The sequence below is a fragment of the Moorena sp. SIO3I8 genome (assembly GCF_010692325.1).
Taxonomy (GTDB): domain Bacteria; phylum Cyanobacteriota; class Cyanobacteriia; order Cyanobacteriales; family Coleofasciculaceae; genus Moorena.
The window spans coordinates 61,320-83,206 of the sequence record NZ_JAAHHW010000024.1 but is presented as its reverse complement, the minus strand read 5'-3'; the positions used below and the strand labels follow the sequence as shown (position 1 = coordinate 83,206).

Annotated in this window: 19 protein-coding genes and 1 tRNA gene; 13 read left to right on the top strand and 7 right to left on the bottom strand. The window is 44.1% G+C overall.

The features are described 5' to 3' along the window. Positions 1–276: 276 nt before the first annotated feature. Entirely contained in the window at positions 277–711 is a 435-nt protein-coding gene (locus tag F6K51_RS12310) for an SRPBCC domain-containing protein (protein ID WP_293020691.1), read from the bottom strand. Positions 712–884: 173 nt separating this feature from the next. On the opposite strand from F6K51_RS12310, the gene F6K51_RS12305 reads away from it, so the two are divergent. From F6K51_RS12305 to F6K51_RS12290, 4 genes are all read left to right on the top strand, one after another. After that, positions 885–1,544 carry a DUF4129 domain-containing protein gene (locus tag F6K51_RS12305; protein WP_293020689.1) on the top strand — a complete coding sequence of 220 codons (660 nt, stop codon included), beginning with the start codon at positions 885–887 and terminating at the stop codon, positions 1,542–1,544. 15 nt (positions 1,545–1,559) lie between these two features. After that, positions 1,560–2,678 (top strand): DUF4350 domain-containing protein, encoded by a 1,119-nt coding sequence (locus F6K51_RS12300; protein WP_293020687.1) that lies wholly within the window; start codon positions 1,560–1,562, stop codon positions 2,676–2,678. A gap of 135 nt (positions 2,679–2,813) precedes the next feature. Beyond that, positions 2,814–3,764, top strand: a complete 951-nt coding sequence (locus tag F6K51_RS12295; protein ID WP_293020685.1) for a MoxR family ATPase — start codon at positions 2,814–2,816, stop codon at positions 3,762–3,764. A 31-nt stretch (positions 3,765–3,795) separates the two neighbouring features. Next, entirely contained in the window at positions 3,796–5,202 is a 1,407-nt protein-coding gene (locus tag F6K51_RS12290; protein ID WP_293020683.1) for a DUF58 domain-containing protein, read from the top strand. Here F6K51_RS12290 and F6K51_RS12285 read toward each other — a convergent pair. Beyond that, positions 5,194–6,162, bottom strand: a complete 969-nt coding sequence (locus F6K51_RS12285; protein WP_293020681.1) for a stage II sporulation protein M — start codon at positions 6,160–6,162, stop codon at positions 5,194–5,196. The two genes, F6K51_RS12290 and F6K51_RS12285, sit on opposite strands and share 9 nt — an antisense overlap. A 79-nt stretch (positions 6,163–6,241) precedes the next feature. Here F6K51_RS12285 and F6K51_RS12280 point away from each other — a divergent pair, with 79 nt between their 5' ends. From F6K51_RS12280 to F6K51_RS12260, 5 genes are all read left to right on the top strand, one after another. Beyond that, entirely contained in the window at positions 6,242–7,150 is a 909-nt protein-coding gene (locus F6K51_RS12280; RefSeq protein ID WP_293020679.1) for a DUF975 domain-containing protein, read from the top strand. Next, positions 7,138–7,950, top strand: coding sequence for an RDD family protein (locus tag F6K51_RS12275; RefSeq protein WP_293020677.1), 813 nt, complete (start codon positions 7,138–7,140; stop codon positions 7,948–7,950). The genes F6K51_RS12280 and F6K51_RS12275 overlap by 13 nt, the downstream gene beginning before the upstream one ends. 205 nt (positions 7,951–8,155) lie before the next feature. Next, positions 8,156–8,422: an extracellular matrix/biofilm regulator RemA gene (gene remA, locus F6K51_RS12270; RefSeq protein WP_008191366.1), complete on the top strand. Its 267-nt coding sequence runs from the start codon at positions 8,156–8,158 to the stop codon at positions 8,420–8,422. A gap of 24 nt (positions 8,423–8,446) precedes the next feature. After that, positions 8,447–9,007, top strand: a complete 561-nt coding sequence (gene gmk / locus F6K51_RS12265; protein ID WP_293020672.1) for a guanylate kinase — start codon at positions 8,447–8,449, stop codon at positions 9,005–9,007. 201 nt (positions 9,008–9,208) lie between these two features. Continuing rightward, positions 9,209–9,535 (top strand): DUF3082 domain-containing protein, encoded by a 327-nt coding sequence (locus F6K51_RS12260; RefSeq protein WP_293020670.1) that lies wholly within the window; start codon positions 9,209–9,211, stop codon positions 9,533–9,535. A gap of 110 nt (positions 9,536–9,645) precedes the next feature. Here F6K51_RS12260 and pabB read toward each other — a convergent pair whose 3' ends face one another. Both pabB and F6K51_RS12250 read right to left on the bottom strand, forming a co-directional pair. Continuing rightward, positions 9,646–11,118, bottom strand: a complete 1,473-nt coding sequence (pabB, locus tag F6K51_RS12255; RefSeq protein WP_293020668.1) for an aminodeoxychorismate synthase component I — start codon at positions 11,116–11,118, stop codon at positions 9,646–9,648. A gap of 21 nt (positions 11,119–11,139) precedes the next feature. Then, on the bottom strand, positions 11,140–12,753 hold the full coding sequence (locus F6K51_RS12250; RefSeq protein ID WP_293020666.1) for a dynamin family protein: 1,614 nt from the start codon (positions 12,751–12,753) through the stop codon (positions 11,140–11,142). Between the two features lie 273 nt (positions 12,754–13,026). Here F6K51_RS12250 and F6K51_RS12245 point away from each other — a divergent pair, with 273 nt between their 5' ends. After that, the gene (locus F6K51_RS12245) at positions 13,027–13,869 is read left to right on the top strand and encodes a pentapeptide repeat-containing protein (protein ID WP_293020664.1); all 843 of its coding nucleotides are present in this window, start codon (positions 13,027–13,029) and stop codon (positions 13,867–13,869) included. A 154-nt stretch (positions 13,870–14,023) separates the two neighbouring features. After that, positions 14,024–14,094 (top strand) — tRNA-Cys (locus F6K51_RS12240). 76 nt (positions 14,095–14,170) lie between these two features. Here the strand turns inward: F6K51_RS12240 and F6K51_RS12235 are convergent. Beyond that, entirely contained in the window at positions 14,171–16,774 is a 2,604-nt protein-coding gene (locus F6K51_RS12235) for an MBL fold metallo-hydrolase (RefSeq protein ID WP_293020662.1), read from the bottom strand. A gap of 801 nt (positions 16,775–17,575) precedes the next feature. Between F6K51_RS12235 and F6K51_RS12230 the strand changes: the two genes are divergently transcribed. Together F6K51_RS12230 and F6K51_RS12225 are read left to right on the top strand one after the other, a co-directional pair. Next, a complete protein-coding gene (locus F6K51_RS12230) occupies positions 17,576–18,541 on the top strand; it encodes a DMT family transporter (RefSeq protein ID WP_293020660.1) in 966 nt (321 codons plus the stop codon). A 70-nt stretch (positions 18,542–18,611) separates the two neighbouring features. Beyond that, positions 18,612–18,869, top strand: a complete 258-nt coding sequence (locus F6K51_RS12225; RefSeq protein WP_293020658.1) for a hypothetical protein — start codon at positions 18,612–18,614, stop codon at positions 18,867–18,869. 142 nt (positions 18,870–19,011) lie between these two features. Here F6K51_RS12225 and glk read toward each other — a convergent pair whose 3' ends face one another. Next, the gene (gene glk / locus F6K51_RS12220) at positions 19,012–19,989 is read right to left on the bottom strand and encodes a glucokinase (protein ID WP_293020657.1); all 978 of its coding nucleotides are present in this window, start codon (positions 19,987–19,989) and stop codon (positions 19,012–19,014) included. 297 nt (positions 19,990–20,286) lie between these two features. Further along, positions 20,287–21,336: a zinc-binding dehydrogenase gene (locus F6K51_RS12215; protein ID WP_293020656.1), complete on the bottom strand. Its 1,050-nt coding sequence runs from the start codon at positions 21,334–21,336 to the stop codon at positions 20,287–20,289. Between the last annotated feature and the right edge of the window lie 551 nt (positions 21,337–21,887).

Here is a 21,887-nt window from a genome sequence, read left to right as displayed (position 1 = left end):
AGGAAATCCAATTCACTGCTAAAGGAACTGGATCCTCAGGATACATCGATAGGAAACAGCTGAGCGTAAAGCCATTACCCCAAAATCGTCCTATTGCTACAAATGTTAGTGAAGGGACAGATGAACTTATGGGCTATCTTGACTAAGGAATTAGTTACTAAGGGATTACTTGTCAGGTAAACCAGTGCTTCCGGGTGTGGTTAAGTCGTTAGTGTCTACAGTGTCATCTTTAACACTTCACCCGGAGTAAGGGTGTGCTAGCGCCATACTAACCTTCTAAAACCCCTCAGCATAACGCTTCAACTCCCATGCCATTCGTTTAATACCCCGTAACTCATCCTCTCGGATAAAGGGTAGAAACACCCGAGACAATATACCTGAATAAGAGTGTTTGTGGAAGTATTTGGTACGACCCACTCCTATTTCTTGCAAATCAAATACACATTCACTACGAAAGCCAGGGATAGAAGACACCCAACTTAGACACACACCAGGCTGAACTTGTGTCACCAATGGCTCAAATTCTGTCTCTTCTTCATTGGGAAGCCGTCGCAGCGAGAGAAAGACTTCTTTGCCCTGCTCAAACCGTAAATTTGAGTCACAATCAAATAGAAACGTGTTCCAGTACTTCCACTGCTGTTTATGGAACAAAATTTGCCAAACCTTCTGCTTTGGGACATTGATATCAATGTCAGTATAGAGACTTGTCATGTTAGTAAATAGCAGTTTTACCGGCTTCAAGTACTGTTATTTTAGATCATGGGAAATGGGCAAGAATAGAAGGGTGGACTACACACAATAATAACACAGATGCACGGATGACTTAATCCATGCCCTAAATCCGCTGTGTAACATTATTAGTTATTAGTATCTTAACTTGTGCCTTGACTAGTGACATGTCTACTGGTTCCTTTGAAAAAAACAGTTTGGATTGGCAGTTGCAGCTGCTGCAACGACAATTCGGGGAGTGGTGGGAGCTGACAATGTCTCAGGTGCCTCTTGACCAAGCCCAAGGCTCACTGCCATCTTGGTTACTGTCTCCTATGCTAGCCCGGGGGATTAGGATAACGTTTTGGTTACTTGTTGCTGTAATCCTAAGCTGGCTAGGGGTGCGGCTGTTGAGAGGATTACATCCTTATATTAGTTATTATTACCAGCAACTGAATCAAGCTGCAAACAGAGTGACAAAACGACCAGTTCCAGAATTATCAGTGGTCAATTGGTGGGAGCGATCGCAAAACTATCAGCAGCAGGGTAACTACACCGAAGCCTGTCGTTGCTTGTATATGGGGATGTTGCAGCAATTACACGATACTGGCATTGCCCCTCGCCATCCCAGTCGCACGGATGGAGAATATCTACAACTCATCCAGCAATTACCGCAACCTAAACCATACCAAATCTTACTGATCACCCACCAGCAGTTATGTTTTAGTAACGCCGAAGTCTCTAGTCAGGTTTTTGAACGGTGCAAGGAGGCTTATCAGCAGATAAAGGTTGTTCGCGTAGCGTGGCCGTTCGCGCAGCGTGGCCTACGGCCTTAAGGCCAAGGATGAAGGATGAAATTTCCTAGGCGTCGGTTAGGGGTAATTAGTGCGATCGCAATGGTGGTACTAATTATGATTACCCTGGTAGCTGCTCCAGCTAATAATAAAATCAATAGCGGTTCTACTTACAGCCGCGCTCCCTATGGCTATGGCGCTTGGTACGCTTACATGGCAAAACGGGGAACTCCTGTACAGCGTTGGCAAAAACCCTTTGAGGATTTAGCGAATCAGACAGATGCTCAAGGCTCGGTTACCTTATTGCGTGTCACTAGTTGGTTGACAGTAGATGCTATTTATGGTAAAGAGCGAGAATGGATTAAACAGGGCAATACGATGGTGATTTTGGGAGTCAAGCAGCCGGTGACAGACGCTGATTTTAGTACTCTCCAAGAGGCTTCAACGGGAAAGGTTAAGGTTAACACCAGGCGGCGATACAAGGGTAATCAGGGGAAGAAAATTTTAAGCGATCGCTTTGGTGCGGTGGTTTGGGAAAAGCCTATTGGTGATGGTAGAGTTATCTTTGCCACTACATCGGATCTTGCTGCCAATGCTTATCAGGACTTTCCGGCTAACTATGAATTATTAGCCCAACTGGTTACTCCCTTGAAACCAGAGGGGAATTTAACTAACCAAAATCTGGTTTGGGTGGATGAATACCTCCACGGTTACAAAGATGTAGATGTGATCAAGCGAGAGGTAGGTGAGACTCTATTCAGTTATTTAGGGAAAACCCCTATGTTGCCAGCCTTTATCCAAGGATTAATCATTCTTCTGGTTGCCATCTGGGCTCTGAATCGGCGCTTTGGACAACCATTGAGCTTATCTGAACCAGTCGTGGATAACAGCGAAGCCTACATCCGAGCATTAGCAGGTGTTTTGCAAAAAGCAGGCAGCAGTGAGTTTGTGTTGGAAGTTGTGGGAAAAGACGAACAACTGCAACTGCAAAAAGCACTGGGATTAGGACAGACTCTGCTGGAGGAGCAAGCTCTAATTGATGCCTGGGTTGAGCAAACTGGACGTCCAGCTACAGAACTGAAACAATTGCTGGAAATTCAATCTAGTAAACGTCGTATTAGGGAGTCAGACTTACTAAAATGGCTGGGAAAATGGCAGAAAATTCGTATTGATTGATGGGATGATCACAACTGCCCGATTGCTTAAACTACTGCGTATAAACCTAACTAATCCGACCCCCAATCAACCAGAGTTTGCCCATGCTATCCTGGTACCACGAAGACGGTCCGTTCAGGATAGCTAATCAACCAAATGACCAATGATCTCCCTGTCTTGAACCGCCTCAAGCAAACCCTTGGCAAAATAATTGTCGGTCAATCGACCCTAGTCGAACAGTTACTCGTAGCGTTGCTTAGTGGTGGACATGTCATTATTGAGGGGGTACCAGGAACCGGTAAAACCTTGCTTGTCAAAGTTCTAGCAAGGCTAATCCAAGCCGAATTCCGGCGAATTCAGTTAACCCCAGATATTCTACCATCGGATATTTTAGGAACCAATATCTTTGACCTGAATACCCGCAACTTTACCCTGAAAAAAGGACCAGTCTTTACTGAGATTTTGCTTGCTGATGAAATTAACCGCACCCCACCCAAAACCCAAGCAGCACTGCTAGAGGCAATGGAAGAGCAGCAAGTCACCTTGGACGGGGAAACATTGCCTCTATCTGAATTATTTTGGGTGATTGCTACCCAAAACTCTCTAGAATTTGAAGGCACCTATCCCCTACCAGAAGCTCAGTTAGACCGATTTTTATTCAAGCTGGTAGTGGATTACCCAGACGCGGCGGCAGAAAAGCAAATGTTGCTCAATACTCAGAAAGGATTTCGTGGACGCCGTTTGGATTTAGAACGTCTGAAACCTCTAGCAACTGTAGAACAAATTTTTAGTGCTCGTCAAGAGGTTAAAGCTATCCAAGTAGACGAGAAGGTGCTGGATTATTTGCTAGCCTTAGTTCAGCAAACCAGGCAAAATCCTGATTTAGCTTTGGGAGCCTCCCCGAGAGCTGCTGTAGCTTGGTTACAAACCAGTAAAGCCCAAGCTGTGTTATCAGGACGGGATTATGTGACACCGGATGATGTAAAAGCGATCGCACTCCCTCTACTCCGTCACCGTCTGATTCTGAAACCAGAGGTGCAGTTAGATGGGTTACAGATCGATGGCGTAATTGCTTCATTACTCAAGCAAGTTCCAGTGCCTAGGTGAGTGGCTCAGCACTCAGCACTCAAAAAAAACTATGATTCCCTCACAACGAACGTATTTACTGTTAATTCTAGGGATTGCGATCGCATTATTACTCGCTACTGTTTTTAATCAGCAAATCAGTCTAATTAGTACTCTTGTCTTTGATGGAATTGTCCTTGGTTTAGCCTTATGGGATGGAAAACGGGTCAAACCTAACCGAGTGAAGGTAACCCGCACCCCTTTACAACGGTTATCGATTGGGCGAGATAATCTGATTGTGCTGTCAGTGGAATCTAGAAATCAGGTTGCTCGAATTCTGATTAAGGACTACTATCCATTAGAGTTTGCTGTTTCCACCCCAACCATCACTGCTACCCTTGACCGGAATAGTAACAAGGAACTAACCTATACGGTTCACCCAGCCAAACGAGGTCAGTTTCACTGGGGAGATATTCACGTGCGCCAGTTGAGTCCTTGGGGCTTGGTGTGGGATGATTGGAAAATCCCAGGGAGTCAGAACGTAGCAGTTTATCCAGACTTAGTCACGTTGCGATCGCTTTCTATTCGCCTCACCCTGGAAAATACTGGTACCATGCGCCGTTCCCGAAGCTTGGGTAGTGGGACAGAATTTGCTGAACTGCGGGAGTATGGCATTGGTGATGACACTCGCCTGATTGATTGGAAAGCCACTGCTCGCCGCTCTCGCCCTTTAGTAAGGGTGCTGGAACCGGAAAAAGAGCAGACTTTAATTATATTACTGGACCGGGGACGGTTGATGACCGCACAGGTACTTCAACTGAAGCGCTTTGATTGGGGATTGAATAGTACTCTAGCCCTAGCATTAGCTGGGTTACATCGGGGCGATCGCGTGGGGGTGGGTGTCTTTGATCGAGACATAACGACCTGGATTCCACCAGAACGGGGTCAACATCAACTATCGAAACTCATAGAACGCCTCACTCCGATTCAGCCAGTGTTATTAGAACCAGACTATTTTGGTGCTGTTACAAAAGTCGTTAATCAGCAAACTCGTCGTGCTTTAGTCGTACTGATTACAGACATCGTGGATGTTACTGCTTCCGCTGAATTGCTAGCAGCCCTAGAACGCCTCACCCCTCGCTACTTACCTTTTTGTGTCACCCTTCGAGACCCCCTTGTTGACCAATTAGCGCACACTCCCCCTAATACGGCTCAGTTAGAGAAAATTGTCAGTCAAGACCAGCTTTGGAACAGGGGATACCAGGAGCAGGGGAGAAAGAGAATTAGTGTTGATCTTAACCCTGACCCGGGGCAAGCCGCTTATACCCGTGCTGTCGCTCTGGATTTAATTGCCCAGCGCCAAGTTGCCTTTGCCCGGTTGAAGCAAAAAGGAGTTCTGGTCTTGGATGCACCAGCCAATCAGATTAGTCAGCAACTGGTTGAGAGCTACTTACGAGTCAAAGCTCGGAATCTACTTTGAAGTATCCTCGACTTTCCGGCTACTACAATATATAACCAAAAGGCTAAACAGTCCGATTCCAACCAAATACTTGAGGAATGATGGCACTAAGGGACTGGGAGATAAAAACCCTTCAATAATACCAGCAATAATCAACATCGGCACAATCCCAAACATCAACTGAGCCGCTTGGGAGCCATAAAATTTCAATGCATCTACCCGGCGATATTGGCCTGGAAACAGAATTGCTCTACCGATGAGTAAACCGGCTCCACCAGCAAAGAAGATAGCGGGTAATTCCAGGGAACCATGGGGAAACACAAATGCCCAGAAGGGATAAGCTAAGTTATTTTGACCCACTAAGGTTCCAATGGCACCAATCAGTATTCCGTTGAATGCCATGACATATAGGGTAAAGGCACCGCAGGTAATCCCACCAGCTACTGCCCGAAAGCATACCGATATATTGTTAATCATAATGCTACTGGAGGCTAAGGGTTTCATGCCCAAAATCGAACCCATCCACAATTCCTGGCGATCGCGTACTTGTTCAATTAACTGTTCCGGAACCACTAGGGAGATAAACACTGGATCTTGCCAAGCCAACCACCAGGCAATTAAGGCTCCGAGGAGAAACACTGCGGTTGCGATCGCAATATAACTCCAGGTCTGTTGCACTACAGCAGGGAAACCCCAGCGACAAAACTCCCCTAAGCCTTGCCAGTCTTGACGGCGAGAACCTTGATAAATCTGGTTATAGCCCCGAGAGGTGAGTCGTTGTAAATCCTTGACCAGGGTATGGCCTACTTGGTTAGTTCTAGCACGGGCTAAATCCGCTGAGACGGAGCGATACAAACTAGCGAGTTCCTTGATTTGGGATGCTGGCAAGGACTTGATTCCTCGTTTCTCCACTTGTTGCAGGAGAGTATCCAACTGTTTCCAATTTGCTTCCCGCCGCCCAATCCAACGTTTAATATTCATAAAGTTTCCGTGTAATTTTCGTAAACCTCCCTTAAGATAGCGTTAACACTTCTCTTGCCATCAATAGCCCCATCGACCCATGTCTTATGAGCCTAGTCCCAACCAATCTTTAGGACCACTCAGTATTGGTAATGTCGTTAATGTAGGTCTGCGGATCTACCGCGACCATTTTAAGTTATATTATCGTCTAGCTTTTATCGGTTATCTATGGCTATTAGTTCCCATATATGGCTGGGCTAAGTTTTCTGCCATGTTTGGGCTAATTTCACGTCTAGCGTTTAGGGAAATCATTGAACGTCCAGAAACAGTGAATGAGGCACGCCGCCATGTCAATCCTCGGATGTGGAGTTTTCTCAGAGCAGGCATCCTAGTATCCTTGATAACGTTTGGAGTAGCAATCCTAGTATCCTTGATAATTTGGGTGGCAATAATGGTAATTATTGTTATTATTAGTATCTTGATCGGAGTCCTTGCTTCAATTTCTGGGAATAGCAGTACTATTTTAGATAGTCTCGATACTCTCCCTGAGAATAGTGTTGCTATGCTTATCATAGGATTTCTGGTTTTGAGTATTTTTATGATTGCTTTTTTCTTTGGATTTATCTGGTTTATATCTCGCTTGTTGATTTATGAAATACCGCTGGCTATAGAAAATCCCATCGGTGCCAGGGCAGCCATTGGTCGCAGCTGGAAATTAACTCAGGGATTTATATTACGTATTCAAGGGATAGTAGTTGTTGGCTTTTTAATATCACTACCCATTTCGATTGCTGTACAGATAGCTACATTCATCATACAAACTGTTTTATCTCTTTGGTTTCCTCAAGACTCAGCAATTTTTATCTGGCTGTATTTAGTGCTAGTTTTTGGGCTGAGCTTTGCTAGTGGTGCGTTGTTGGTTCCCTTCTGGCAAGCCATTAAATCAGTGATATACTACGATCTATGTAGTCGTAAAGAAGGCATAGATTTGCAGCTATGGGGAAGCTAACCTCAACACCGATTAATTTTTTTAATCGAGTCACTATACAAACCCCAGAAAGTGTTGAATTAGAATTAACCTTAGCAGGGATTGGCAGTCGAGCTTATGCCTTGCTAATTGATTATATTGTCTTAGGATTCATTTTATTAGTATTTCTAATTGCTTGGGGCGTTTTATCTTCCCAACTGCTGGACTTATTAGACTATTTTTTTGGTATTAATGATTTAAGGCTGTGGCTATTAGCAATTTATCTATTTATTACTTTCTCGATTTACGTGGGTTATTTCGTTTTGTTTGAAACCCTATGGCAGGGACAAACACCCGGTAAGCGCTATGGCAAAATTCGTGTCATTCGTGATGATGCTAGACCAGTGAGACTACAGCAAGCTACCCTACGTGCTTTGCTAAGACCTGTTGATGATTTATGGTTCCTGGGAGTATTTTTAATTATCTTTAGCAAACGAGAAAAACGCTTGGGAGATTGGTTAGCAGGAACTCTGGTAGTCCAAGAAGAGCAGCCTATTGCTTCTGCTAGCTTCGAGATCTCCGATCAGGCTCAAGCCTTAGCCAATCAGCTCCAAACCCAGGCAGATTTCTCCCCCTTGCAGCCAGAAGACTTTGCTATGATTCGAGAGTATTTGCACCGGCGCGAGGCAATGACATTTCAGGCAAAAGCGAAGTTAAGCCGACAACTGGCTGATCAGGTCAAAGACATGATTGCCTTGGAAAAGGTACCCTCAGGTGTCACGGCTAACTTGTTTCTGGAGGCTGTGTACCTTGCCTATCAGCAGCTATCATCCCAGGATTAGTGACCCACGCACCCTTGCTCCAGCTTGAGCCATGGGTTGGTTATCTAGGAGTAAAACACCCTATGCACTCAACAGTGAAAACGGATGATTCCCTAAAATCCGGTTTTTTACCAGATTTTAGGCTTGTAAGGCTAAATTAATGTCGCTACTATTGTACTTGAATACTTATACTAGCTTCTCATCCGGCTTTTGCCGTTAGTTGCTCATGGACATTCAGCTGATTAATATTGGTTTTGGTAACATTGTTTCAGCAAACCGAGTTGTAGCAATTGTTTCTCCAGAGTCTGCTCCTATCAAGCGGATCATTACTGAGGCAAAAGAGCGTGGATATCTGATTGATGCAACCTACGGGCGTCGCACCAGAGCGGTAATTGTGACCGATTCCAGCCATGTCATCCTCTCGGCAATTCAGCCAGAAACTGTTGCTCATCGCTTCGTTATCAATAAAGATAGTCACAATGGTAACCATTAAGCTTGAAACTTAACTAGACTCAACATGGAAGCAGGGAGACTCATTGTATTGACTGGTCCTTCTGGTGTTGGTAAAGGAACCTTGCTGCGCCAGCTCCTGAAGCGACACCCGGAACTTGATCTTTCGGTGTCAGCAACCACCAGGCAACCACGTCCTGGGGAGGTGCATGGGAAACACTATTACTTTGTCACTCGTGACCAGTTTGAAGAAATGATCATAGGGGATGAGCTTTTAGAGTGGGCTGAGTACGCTGGTAATTACTACGGTACACCTAGTTTGCCAGTCAAGCAGCTTCTTGAGAAGGGTAGGTCTGTTATTTTAGAAATAGAATTGGTTGGGGCAAGGAAAATCAATAAAACCTTTCCCTCTGCTCTGCGTATTTTTGTACTACCCCCCAGTCTAGATGAATTAGAGCAGCGGATTCGCTTGAGGGGTAAGGATAGTGAAGAAGTAATCGCCCAACGCCTTTCTATTGCCAAAGCCGAAATTGAAGCTGCTGATGAATTTGATGTGACTATTGTTAATAAAGACTTCAAAGAAGCTCTACAAAGCTTGGAAGCAGTTATTTTTCCATCGCCAAACTAAGTCATTAAACACAAAGGTAATATTATATCTGGTAGCTTCGTTATTGATCCTGGTATCGATAACTGGTTGAGATGTGTCAGGTTATAATCCCCTGTGGGTCAGCCTCCGGAAAGTTCAACTAGTAGACATAACACGTAGTAGAGATAACAAGCTACTGGGTAATAGTTTAAACCCTGCTTAAGACTAATCACGCTTTGACTAATGACAACATCTAACCAAGACACGGAAACCCCTAAGAGTACTCAAGCGCTACCTTCGCCCTGGCGCTGCCTTACGGGAGCATTGATTTCTGGAGGATTGACAAGCGCTATTTATTTTCTAACTGCCTCGATTGCTACAACCTTTGCTAATAAACCCCTCACGTCTAACTCTCAGACAGCACTCAAAATTGCGATCGCAGTTCGGACGCTGGTAGTGGGAGTCAGTACCCTAGCCACGTTTATCTTTGGTATTACTACCCTTGGTTTGGTAGCCTTGGCAATTCAACAACTTTACCGAACGAAGTTCGGTACTCTACCGCCCAAGTGATGCTCGGAAGGTACATTTAATTTTCTTACCCCTACTCCCTACTCCCTACCCCCTACTCCCTACTCCCTAAAACCCTGGACGAGGTAGTTCACCCATTGAGAACTCCTATATTAACAATTCACCATCTCGGCTTGTAAACCATCAATATCAAACAACTCTGGGGAAAACTCTCCACAAACCGTGTAGACAATCGCACGCACTAGGGCTTGAGCCTTGAGTAGGGTTTCTTCAAATTCCAGCTGGGGATTCGATAACGCAATCAGAGCACCACCAATACCAATCGATACCTGATTGGGAGTAATCTCAGCAGTTCGGATCACAATGTTAAGGTCTGCAGCACCGTTTAGTGCAAGAAACCCGATCGCTCCGGAATAGATTCCCCTGGCCTGAAGTTCCAATCGATCAATAATCTCCATGGTTGAGATCTTAGGAGCACCAGTCATGGAGCCTCCAGGAAATGTGGCACGGATACAGTCTCCTACCCTTACATCTGGACGCAAACGACCCCGAATTGTACTCACCAGTTGATGAACTGTGGCATAGGTTTCCACATCCATTAACTTAGGGACATGGACACTGCCAATTTCGCAAACCCTGCCCAAATCGTTCCTAAGTAAGTCTACAATCATGATGTTTTCACAACGGTTTTTTTCCTGAGTGCGTAACGCTTCGCACAACAGTCGATCTTCTTCTTCTGTTTGGCCTCGTGCAGCAGTTCCTTTGATGGGTTTAGATTCTACCCAACCTGAGGGGTCAATTTTCAGGAATCGTTCTGGGGATGAACAAGCCACAGCTAGCTCGCCAAATTTTAGGAAGGCAGAGTAGGGTGCAGGATTGAGTTGGCGCAACCTTCGGTAAAATGCCAAGGGGTCAAGTTCGATATTGGCATAAATTTTGTTAGTCAAGCAAATTTCGTAGCTTTCTCCAGCTTTAATCTGATCCAGACTTTCTTGAATATCCTCCAGATATCTCTGGTAGGAACGACTCAATCGAAAGCTAACTTTTCGATGAGTATAGTCTAACTCAATGGGAGGCAGAGGAGGTAGAGTACAAAGCTGTTTTTCGATACCTTCAAACCAGGCATTGGCGTGGCTATTTTCTCCTTTTTTAGTCAGACACAACAGATAGGTTACTTGCTCTTGATGGTCAAAAGCAATAATTCGGTCTGCTAAGAGAAACATCGCATCTGGAAATGGCGATTGATGGACGAGCTTTCCTCCACATTCGGCTTTTAGTTCGTAACCAAAGTAGCCAACAAAACCACAATTAAAGTCAAAGGGAAGTCCTTCTAAACAGTTGTATCGGCGCTCAAGTTCTCTGTGTAGATAGGAGAAGATACTTTCTCTACTATGTGTTGTTTGTCCCGAGCAGTTAATGGTAAGTTTTTGGTCAGTAATCGAGTATTGCACTAGCAGGCTGTTTGGTCCTGTACCATCTCCCATAAAAGAAAAACGAGATAGACCAGGTTCTATGCGAGAGCTGTCTAGCCAGAATGCTGTTGGTTGTGAACCAAATAGATGAACAAACACTCGTTCCGAATCAGGGTATACCGTGAGCTTGCGACTATGAATATTAAAAATCATTCGATGAAACAGCCATGACAGCTATAGCTGCTCTACCTCCTTTAGAATATCGTTAATCTCCTGCCGGAGACTTTGTAAATTATCCTCCAAGGATTGACTGGCAGCGAGTTTATGCTCAATTTTCCCCAGTCTCGGCTTCAGAGAATCAGTGAACTGCTTGAGGCTGTTTACCAATTCTTGCTGCAAACCTTGTTTTAGCTTATCGGTATAGTTATTCTGCAACTCACGCAAGGTTTCATCAAGCTGTTGGGTTGCCTTATCACGCTGTTTAGGAACTGCATTGAAGCTAAACATGGTCAACATCAGAGCTAGTACAAAAGCTGACAGATCAAATAGTGCAGCGGTGGCTACTACATGTCCCCCAATTCCTGTTGCTGCGGCAGCTGTTCCCAAGGTCAAAAAGTTGTTGAGTCCCTTTTCTGAAGCTACCTTAAGATTTTCAGATATAGCAGTGGTATCAATTTTACCACTATTAAGTTCGGGAACCTGAAATGAGTCCTCTGAGAGGGTTGCTGCTACTTGTAAATCTTCCCTAGCTTCGCGAATAATTTGTTCTCGATATTTCACAAGGGTTGATGCTGCTTCCTTAACAATATCCTCCATCTGTTGCTCAAGTTTTACCTCCTTGATCGCCCTAGCTACTTTTTCTTCCAGGAGATCGTCTTCCCTAATAATACGCTTTTTCAATAGGCTAATGAAGGCGAAATTATCCTGGATTAGCTTATGTAATTGTTGAATTAGATTGGTAAACAGGTCACGAATTTTTTCTCTAAAAACACCAAAAATCAGGTCATATTGCTCAATGCGCTCATTGATTCGCAATAGGGATCGGTCAAATATGGTTTTTTCGGCAATAACTTTCTCCCGTGCCTGATAGTTCTTTTTCTCTAACTGCTCTAGGTAAACTAACAGAGAGTTCTGAGGACCTTGAAGTTTTAGCCGTATTTTTTCAGCTTCTACCAGAAACTCTAGTAAGAAATCTCGTAGGCTGTCGATGTCTTTACCAGTGCGTGTTGATACTGTAAATAATGGTGGTACTTCTGTAAAGACATCACTAAGTCCATCTTTAACGTGTGAGATAATCTGTTCACTCTCTTGTGGGGTGATCAGATCCACTTTATTAATAATAACGATTACTTTACGTACCCAGATCTTACTGACTAAGGAGAGAAAGTCTAGCTCTGATTTAGTCAGTGGTCGTTCCACTGAAGTGACAAACAGGATGATATCAGCATGCTGTAGATAATCCTCTGTCAGTGCTTGGTGACGTTCAATGATCGAGTTTGTGCCTGGGCTATCAATAAAGACAATGCCATCAAACCCATCTGGGTAATAGGGTTGAATCGAGTTTGTGGTCGGAAGTATGCCCACAGCAGCTAGCTCGTCATTACTCAAGCGATTCAGGACACTGGATTTTCCGGCATTAAATTCTCCACAGACAAAGATCGAGAAGGGATTTTCCAGTTGCTGCTTGAGGGCATCAAGATCAGGGCAAGAGACATCGAAAAGCAGCTCTGCTTCGACAAACAGTAGTTTTACACCTTTGATGGTGTTGAGGCTGCGGTTAAACAGATGCTCTTGTTGAACAGGAAGGGTGACCACGTTACTATGAGCGAAATGAGCGAACAGATCCAATTATATTACCAAGTATTCGCAAGATAAAGAAGCATAAATCCAAAGCATACGCTAATTAACCATAGGCCCAGCGTTACTTTAAGGTAAGTTTCTTGACTGGCGGGATAGATCACCCTCACTTTCGGGATCAGTTTAGCCGAGAGGTAAGCAAGCTCGATTAACCAACCATTAACACTTAAAAGTCTGGCTTGCTAGATTAGAAATTGACAGGCTTGACAGCCTGGCACTTATACTATCTCCGCTCTGACTGGCTTCCCAACGCTCCAAATAACTATGAAACTCCCAAAAGACCGTATCCCTGAAGACCAAGCCCACCAAGTATTCGCCCTAGCGGCTCAACTCTATGCTCAGCACAACCAAAGCTATTCTGTCAAGGAGTTGATTGAAGCAGGTAAAGAGGCACAAATTCCCCCAGAATTTATGGAAAAAGCCCTTGCTGAGATTAAAAAGCGAACGCATTCTAAATCCGTACTCCCCAAACATCATAGTCATAGATCTGGTCTGATGTTGATTGGTATGGGTACAGTCTTACTCGCTCTTGCGGGTATAGGATGGTTAGCTAATTTTGTAGAACCTAGACCAGTCGCAGAAGCGGAGCTATTGGAATCTATACCACTCCCAGAAGCAGGGCCAACAGAGGTAAGTGTACCTGAAGACCAATCCACAGCGTTTGACGATAATCTAGGGTCAGGACATATTAACAAGTGTACACCCCTGATCGAGAAAGACCTCAGGGGTGCTAACCTCAGTGGGGCAGATTGTACGAATGTGGACTTGTCAGGAGTAGATTTCACTAATGCTAACCTGACTGGTGCTAACTTCAGCGGTGCTGATTTAAGTCAGGCTAACTTAAGCAATGCCAATCTCACTGGTGCCGATTTTGCTGGAGCAGATTTAGCTAATGCGGATTTAAGCGGTGCTAACCTGACTGGTGCCAATTTAAGTAATACAGATTTAAAAGGATCTAACTTGAGTGGTGCCAATCTCAATGGTACCGATCTGGCCAGGGCAGACTTAGAAAGGTCTGATCTCAGGGATGCTATGACCAATGGTGCTAATTTCGATAACACTAATCTAAATCAGGCAACTATGCCCAACGGTACAATTAACCACTAAAAAACCTACTTATCAGTGTTCTTTGCGTCTTCGTTGACTAGGTCAGCACCGGACAAAGGGGACGCACTGGACGCAGGAAGTTTTGAATATGGGCAATTCAAAGATATTCAAAGAAATTGAAAACTGATATAGTATGATAGAATAAGAAACTAGTGGCGGCATAGCCAAGTGGTAAGGCAGGGGCCTGCAAAGCCTTTATCCCCAGTTCGAATCTGGGTGCCGCCTTGTTGAAATGGGTAAGACCGGGAAAATCCCGAAGATCGCGAAGATCTTAAAGTCCGGCTGCAGGGGAACGCTCCTGTTAATAATCAACTTCCTCTGCCAACAGAAGGTCAGTGTCAAGAGTTGACATATCCTGGACTTTAGATTGAAATTGATCACAGATTGCCAAGGGATCAACCCTCCGCTCAAACAAAGGACTATCAGGAGACTCACAAAATCTACCACTGAAAAACTGACACACGGCACAGCAATCCTTTCCACTCTTAAGCCCTGCTTCAATTTCTTCTTCCTGAATTATCATTTCCGGTTGCATGGGAGCAAGCTTGAGATTCACACCATCCCATCGCGCTTTGATAATGCCGCTGATACTCAAGGTCTGCCATCGAGGGTCTTTTTCCACCACCTCTTCGGGAACTCGCAACCAAGCATCGGTCCCAAAAGTCTCTACCATAACGTCAAACTCTTGGGGTTGCTGAATCTTAGCAATCTGCTGTCGGGAAAGCTGTTCCGGTGCTACTCCTAATTCAATTTTATCCCCGACAGCAGGAATATGGATATAGAACAAGGACTGATTGTCTCCAGACCGGGCTACTTGGTGTAAGGCTTCTAATTCTCCGTGAATTAAAACTAGGTGCTTGGGCTTTACCTTGTTGATTACTTGTCCGAGTCCTACTTTATCTGTATGGGCAGAGAGGTTAAACCGTTTGATTTGAGCTTTGACGGTAATTGGTTTCCCATCTAGTTCAATAGTGTCCCCAGTTTTGATACTTTGCAGGAGTCGGCCAGGGGATTCCTCATCAGTGTAGCCAGAAATAAAGATGGCAGCATTCTCTCGCTCTAGCAGTACTGAGGCATAATAGACTGAAGGTCCTCCGGTGAGCATACCTGAACTGGCCACAATTACACTGGGTTTTGCGATCGCAATCGGACGTTCCCGAAAGTGTTCGATAGAAATAATCGGGGGTGTACTGGTTTTATCAAAGAATGGTTCTTGGCCATTAATCTTGACTAAGTTTTGAACTGGAATAGGCAATAAGTCCAGGTTTTCTCGGAATACCTCTGTGACTGCTCTGACCAATCCATCCACAAAGATGGGTACTGTTAATTTATTAAATAGCTTGGAGGTGCGGATCGCTAACAGGATTTCCTGAGCTCTACCCAAAGCAAAAGAGGGAATTAAAACATTGCCCCCAGCTTGCACTACTTCAGCAATGGATTCCATCAATGCAGTTTCTTGATTTCTTCTAGCGGGGTGGACAGAGGAACCATAGGTAGACTCAGTAATTAAAATATCCGCTTCAGGAAGCTCAGCTAAATTCAATCCGTTAGTGGTGCGACTATTGGTAGTGTGGAAGTCTCCGGTGTAGAGTAAAGACATATCCTTATAGCGCAGATAGATACAAGCCGCACCCAAGATATGCCCGGCATTGATGAACCTTACCATTAGTCCCGGTAAGGGCTCAAAGTCTTTGCCTACTGGTTGAGTTTCCAATTGAAACAAGGTTTGTTCTAAATCGCCCTCATCAAATAACTCTGGAGAGTCTTCATTCAGTTGCTGTATCTTCAGTCCATCCCTGAGCATGACATGGGCAATTTCCCTGGTGCCATGAGTGGAAATCATCCGCGCACCAGGGTAGCGGCTGTGAAAGACGGGGACAGCACCAAGGTGGTCTTGATGGCTATGGGATATCAGGAGCAGGTTAGGATTATCCAGATAGTCCAAGGCGGGCAAAGGGTCGTAGCCTTTGGGTCGAGTGCCACAGTCTAAAACTACTTCATACGGACCAATCATAATTTGGAAACAACTGGCACCAATGCTTCTAGCTGCTCCTAAAGGAGTAACAATTAAACGATCATAGGATTGAGAATCAACACTTGCAGATGGGATATCCGGAAACTGGTAATAATATAAGTGGATATAGTTTCCCTTCAAACTCACTCGTGCTTGTTGCTGGGTTGAAGGGGAGAACGCTTCCCATTCCCATCTTGTTCGACCTCGCTGTTTAGGCAAGTCTAATTGCCAATCGTTGACACCGGTTTTCTGTTTCAACGTGGCTAAGACTCTATCAATGGTTTCCGTCGGGGGAGCAGCTAGTGTAGATTTGGAGGGATAATGGTCATCTGATAGCCTGGTCAGAGCCTGCTGTAACAAGGTTGTTTGGGTTTGTTGAAATGTTGACTCATGTTTATACTTCCTAGACTCGACCGGTTTGTGGCTACGGTTTTTCTTCGAAGCTGGGCGGCTATTGGAATTGTGCTCTCCTTGGGGTAAAGCTCGATGTAAAATCAGGGTATCCCGTTGGCGCTTAGCAACTACTTCCCACAGTTCCCCAATTTTCATGTGCTTGCTAGAGCCTAAGACACTGATCTTCAGGGTTTTCTGTCCTGGTCTGGAAACTTTTAGTTGTACAAACTGTCCTCGTTTTCCTAACTGCACTACTCTGCCAGCGATTAACCATTGCTCTTCCTGGACTGTCTCAGTCATGGCTTCTAGGTAGAGAGAGCCTATTACACCATCTGAGCTAGTATTGGGGGCGACTTGCCAGGAATGGATTCCAGTAGGAATATCATCAGTGGGCAAGGTTTTGATTTTGAATCGAAGGCCATCCTGACTGAGGAGATAGTTTACCTGAGCTACTGACTCGATGTTTCCAGTTAAGGTGCATTGGATGGTATTGGTCATCGCTGTAGTGGCATTAGCAGTGGACTATTCGGGGATTTTTTGGATCAGTTGCCACTTTAATGGTAGACAAGGAAATGGGAAATGAGCCCAAATTACGTGCGTAGTTACTGATAATCCAAAATTATACCATATCCTGTATATTTTAGCAAATATCGCACTCAGTGATTAGGCTAAAAGGCTGGTGTTTCCTTCTGTTGTATCAATGTAGTATGCCAAGTAGTAGGCGAAATGGGATGCCCGCTCGGTCGCCGCTACGGAATTATCCTTCGGAGCCGTTAGGAGAACCCAATAATAATGCGATTCGGGCAAAGCCCGACGCTTCGCGAACGCAATATCGCAATAATAGTAAGCCAAACCCTGGGATACATTGCCAATACTATCGGACAGGATATTAGATCAAATCCGTTTAATTGTCCATAATAAAAATTACGATATTGTTAATCATCACTAATCCTCCAGACGTGATATAAAAATTTGATACTGATTCCATTTGATTTGGTGAGCAGGATACTTTATGATTAGACTATTATTTATTTGGAGCAGAATAGTAGGTTATAGCTTAGCTAAACTAGACTAAGCTATCAGCTAATCAGCTATTCATGATGAGTGTAAGATAACAGACCAAAAAGAACCAAGTAACATCAGAATCAACCACGATAAAAAAACTGTATAGACGTTATATATCACGTCGTCTATACTATCCTAGGTTGTTCAACCCAATGATTGCCTTATATTAGCTGTCATAGGATAGCTAAATACTTAAAAATTACGGTATTTTGAGTCAGGAGCGAACACCAAACCATGAAAGCGATAGTAACAGAAGACAATAGAGAGCAAACATCAGAATTACTACCAATAATATTATTGGTAATTGCCTTACTTGCTTTATCTATAACAGCCATATTAATCAGGTTTTCTCTTCAAGAAATAAGTGCTAATGCCACAGTATTCAATCGTCTTTGGATAGCTACTCTAGTCTTTGGTTTGTGGAATGGAATAAACCAAGTACGCACTCAAACATCGAACCAGAACTCTGAACCACAGTCAGGTTATAAAATTGTCGATATCCTACTTTTGGTAGGCGTAGCGATATCTCATCTGGGTGGTCGATTTCTATGGACTTGGTCCTTAACTAAGACTAGCGTTGCTAATGGCAATGTACTAGGAGCTTTAACACCATTTTTCGCTACTCTAGGAGGATGGTTATTATTTAAGCAGCGTTTTGACCGTAGATTCCTCATTGGTCTGGCACTTGCCTTGTTAGGGGCAACTACTCTACAAATAGAGGATTTTCTAAAATCGTCCAATAATTTTATCGGTGATACTGCGGCCTTAGCATCTTCTGTATTTTATGCAGTAAACTTTTTACTATTAGAACAACTGCGAACCAAGTTTTCTGTAGAAGGAATACTGATTTGGCGCTGTGCTTTGGGAACACTGTTTATGATCCCAGTGGTTCTGATATTCAGCGATCAAATTTTCCCGATATCTTGGTCAGGATGGTTAGCAGTGATTTCCCTAGCTGTTGTCTGCGAAGCTGTGGGACATGGTTTAGTAGTATACAGCCTCAAGCACTTTTCTTCAGGCTTTGTTTCCTTAGTCCTGCTTCTCGATCCAGTAGTTGCTGCTATTCTGGCCTGGATTCTATTTTCAGAAAGCTTAAGTATTCTTAACTTACTAGGTTTTGCTGTGATTATGGAGGGGATTTATCTAGCAAAAACTGGCAAAGGTGCTGATAAGCCAACTATTAAGGAACAAAACACCTAAGACCATTTTCCGTTATGGATGCTACAACTAGTTATATCAAGTCTGGTTGAATACCCATAATTAAGGGGAGATGGGGAGATGGGGAGATGGGGAGATGGGGAGGTGGGGAGATGGGGAGATGGGGAGGTGGGGAGATGGGGAGATGGGGGAGATTTTTATTAAGGGTAATTATAGCGTTTATCGCAGTTATGAGGTACAGTCTTCTTTTAGGTTGATTCCCTGTATTGATGCAGCGCATTGCTGTTCGCTATTCCCTATTCCCTATTCCCTATTCCCTATTCCCTATTCCCTATTCCCTATTCCCTATTCCCTGTTCCCTGTTCCCTAAAAACCCAGAACTTTGTACCTCATAGCTATGATAATTGCTATATCCTGACATGATATTAGTCGGTAATTGGTAATTGGTATAGCAGTTCTCAATCCAGTGAAAACTGCTATAACATACTTACATACTAATAAATAAAGATTAGTTATGTTGAAGATAGACTTCTATGAGCATACCAAGCAGCACCCTGCAAAGCGGCCTGGTCATTAAGAATCACATAGATAGGAATAGACTTCAGCAAATCAACCATCTTATCCTTATTAATAAAATGTTCCATAAACAGAGGTTCATGCAGCTTATCCAGAATGCGAGGGGGAATCCCTCCACCAAGATAAACACCCCCAGTTGCGAAAAACTTAAGAGCAGCATTTCCGGCTTCAGATGCCAAAATTGAGACAAACATCTCTAAAGCTTGCACACAAAGGGGACATTTATTGGCCAGAGCTGCATTACTAATTGCTGCGGCTGGCTCTCCTTTGCTCATTTCTTCTGCTAACCATTCAGGGGTGTTGCCATGACCGCTATCCCGCAAATAATTATACATACGAACCAAGCCAGGACCTCCTAGAAGAATCTCGTAGCTAACCCGTTTGTATTCTTGCTGAACATAACGCATCAGTCCCACTTGAAGCTCATCTAAAGGACCAAAGTCAGTACTCCCACCTTCAGATGCGATCGCATGAACTCGACCTTCCACCTCAATGGTTGCTGCTTCTCCCAAGCCAGTACCAGGTGATACTACTGCTCGATTGCCCCCTGGTATTTTAGTGCCGACATTAAGAGTAACTAAGTCATCATCCTTTAGGGTTTCTATGCCATAAGCATTGGCTTCTACATCGTTGAGCAAGCTAACCGGAACACCGGTAACTGAAACTAATTTAGCGGCTTCTACTTTATCCCAGGGTAAATTAGTCAATTTACACACACCTTCCTGGATTGGACCAGGTAAGCCGAAACAAGCAATTTTAATGGGATGCTCACAGCTTTTAACGAAAGCCCCAACCAGATCTTCAAAACTATGATAGTCTTTACACTTATAAGTGCTTTTTTGGACTATAGAGAGGTTCTCGTCAAATACTGCTAATCGGCAATTTGTTCCGCCTAAGTCACCTGCTAATATCATAAGTAATTCAAAATTACAAATCAAAAAACGCTATCAATGTTTTAAGTTAATTATACTTTAATAAGTAAGCATTCAGCCGTCAGCTTAAAATAAAGATAGAACGATATAATTGAATAGTTCCAGACTAATGATAATTGAAAGTCTGGGCAAAATCCATGACTCGTGCTAAAGACTTCGACGCTGATAGCTGATAGCTGATAGCACCTCAAGTAGCGTGCGCGTAGCGCTTAAGCTGATAGCACCTCAAGTAGCGTGCGCGTAGCGCTTAAGCTGATAGCTGATAGCTGATAGCTTACCTTAATCAACCTCTGCAAAATCAATCACTAAGGCTCGGCAATCCGGTTGATTGTGGATATCAACTGCTTCTGTTGTTAATTTTGAGAAGGGAACAGTATTGGTAATAATCGGTTCTAGATCAATCTTCTTTGTGCAAATTAGTTCTATGCCCTGACGAAAATGCTCTGGAGTATATCGATAGCTACCATAAATCTTGAGGGAACGATAATGAATTAAATTAGGATTGCCCCGAAACTCAGTTCCCGGGGGTGTTCCACCAAACCCAACTGCGGTACCGCCACACCTGAGCAGGGTTAATGCCTCTTCATAGGTTTCCCCAGAGCCAACGGCTTCAATAACCACATCAGCACCATAACCGTCGGTTTGGGCCATCACTATGTCTTTGAGAGACTCTCGGGTAACATTAACGGTACAATCAGCACCCAAAGTTGATGCCTGTTCCAGAGAATCATCATGTTTGCCAGCTAGAATAATTTTGGTAGCACCTCTCAAGCGCGCTAGCTGAAGGAAGCTCAGTCCGACACCGCCATCACCAATAACTACCACACAATCGGACAAACCAATATTAGATAAGTCAATACCCTGAAGGATACAGGCTAGTGTTTCTGTAAAGGCAGCAAACTCGTAGGGAATTGATGAGGGCAGCTCAACGATTCCGCTAGCCAGGGAAGCCGGAACGCATACAAACTCAGCCATGCCACCGGGTTGTAACTTAGTTGGGTTGAGGCAATGGCCTAATGCTCCTCGCTGACAGTAAAAACACTCTCCACAGGGTTTTTCTGGGTTGACGGTAACGCGCATCCCTGGTTTGACTTTAGTAACACCCTCCCCTACAGCAACAACATCTCCCGCCAGCATCCTACCAAAAATGACTGGAGGATTATGTTTGGCGTGTCCCACTAATACTGCCCGTGCGTGCATCGCACAAAAGAAACACTTCTGAACTTGTATCAAAACTTCCCCTGGGCTAGGTTCAGGTCGGTCTATTTTTTCTAAGCGAAAGTTCTCACGTCCTGGACCATACCAGACCGCAGCCTGCATGGTTGTCATAATATCTTGCTCCAATGTTGTTTACCAAAAAGTTTGGGTCATTAGCCCCGTCCTTCGCTGGATAGAAACCTTAGACAGGGTCGCCAAAATCGGCAAAGAAAGTTTTAACCCTTATATGCATAGCCTGCCAACCATCAAGGCGACCCTGTCTTACGGTAACTTGGCCTATGGCCACGCCAAAGGCGAACGCGAACAACGGACGGCTTTTCCAGCCGATGTGATAGAATAAAAGCATAAGCAATAAACTTGCATGTCAGATAGGTACTATCTAATCATAAGTAGACAACGTAAAAAATATGTATGAGATACGTATTGCGTAATTTGGTCTAACGACTACAACGTCTATGAAAAACTTAGATAAAAAAGTATCTGTCCCAAAATAAAAATAAAAAAGGTACGGTGGGGCACACCGAAACCTAGATCTATGATCAATCACGCTTGGGGAGATTTGTCCTCTACTTTTCCTGGTTCCGGCCTGGTTTAGCAAGACGAGTCGTAGATCCAAGAATCCCCGTTCTTCCTTCGGCGGGGAGTGTCAATGTGGGTGGATC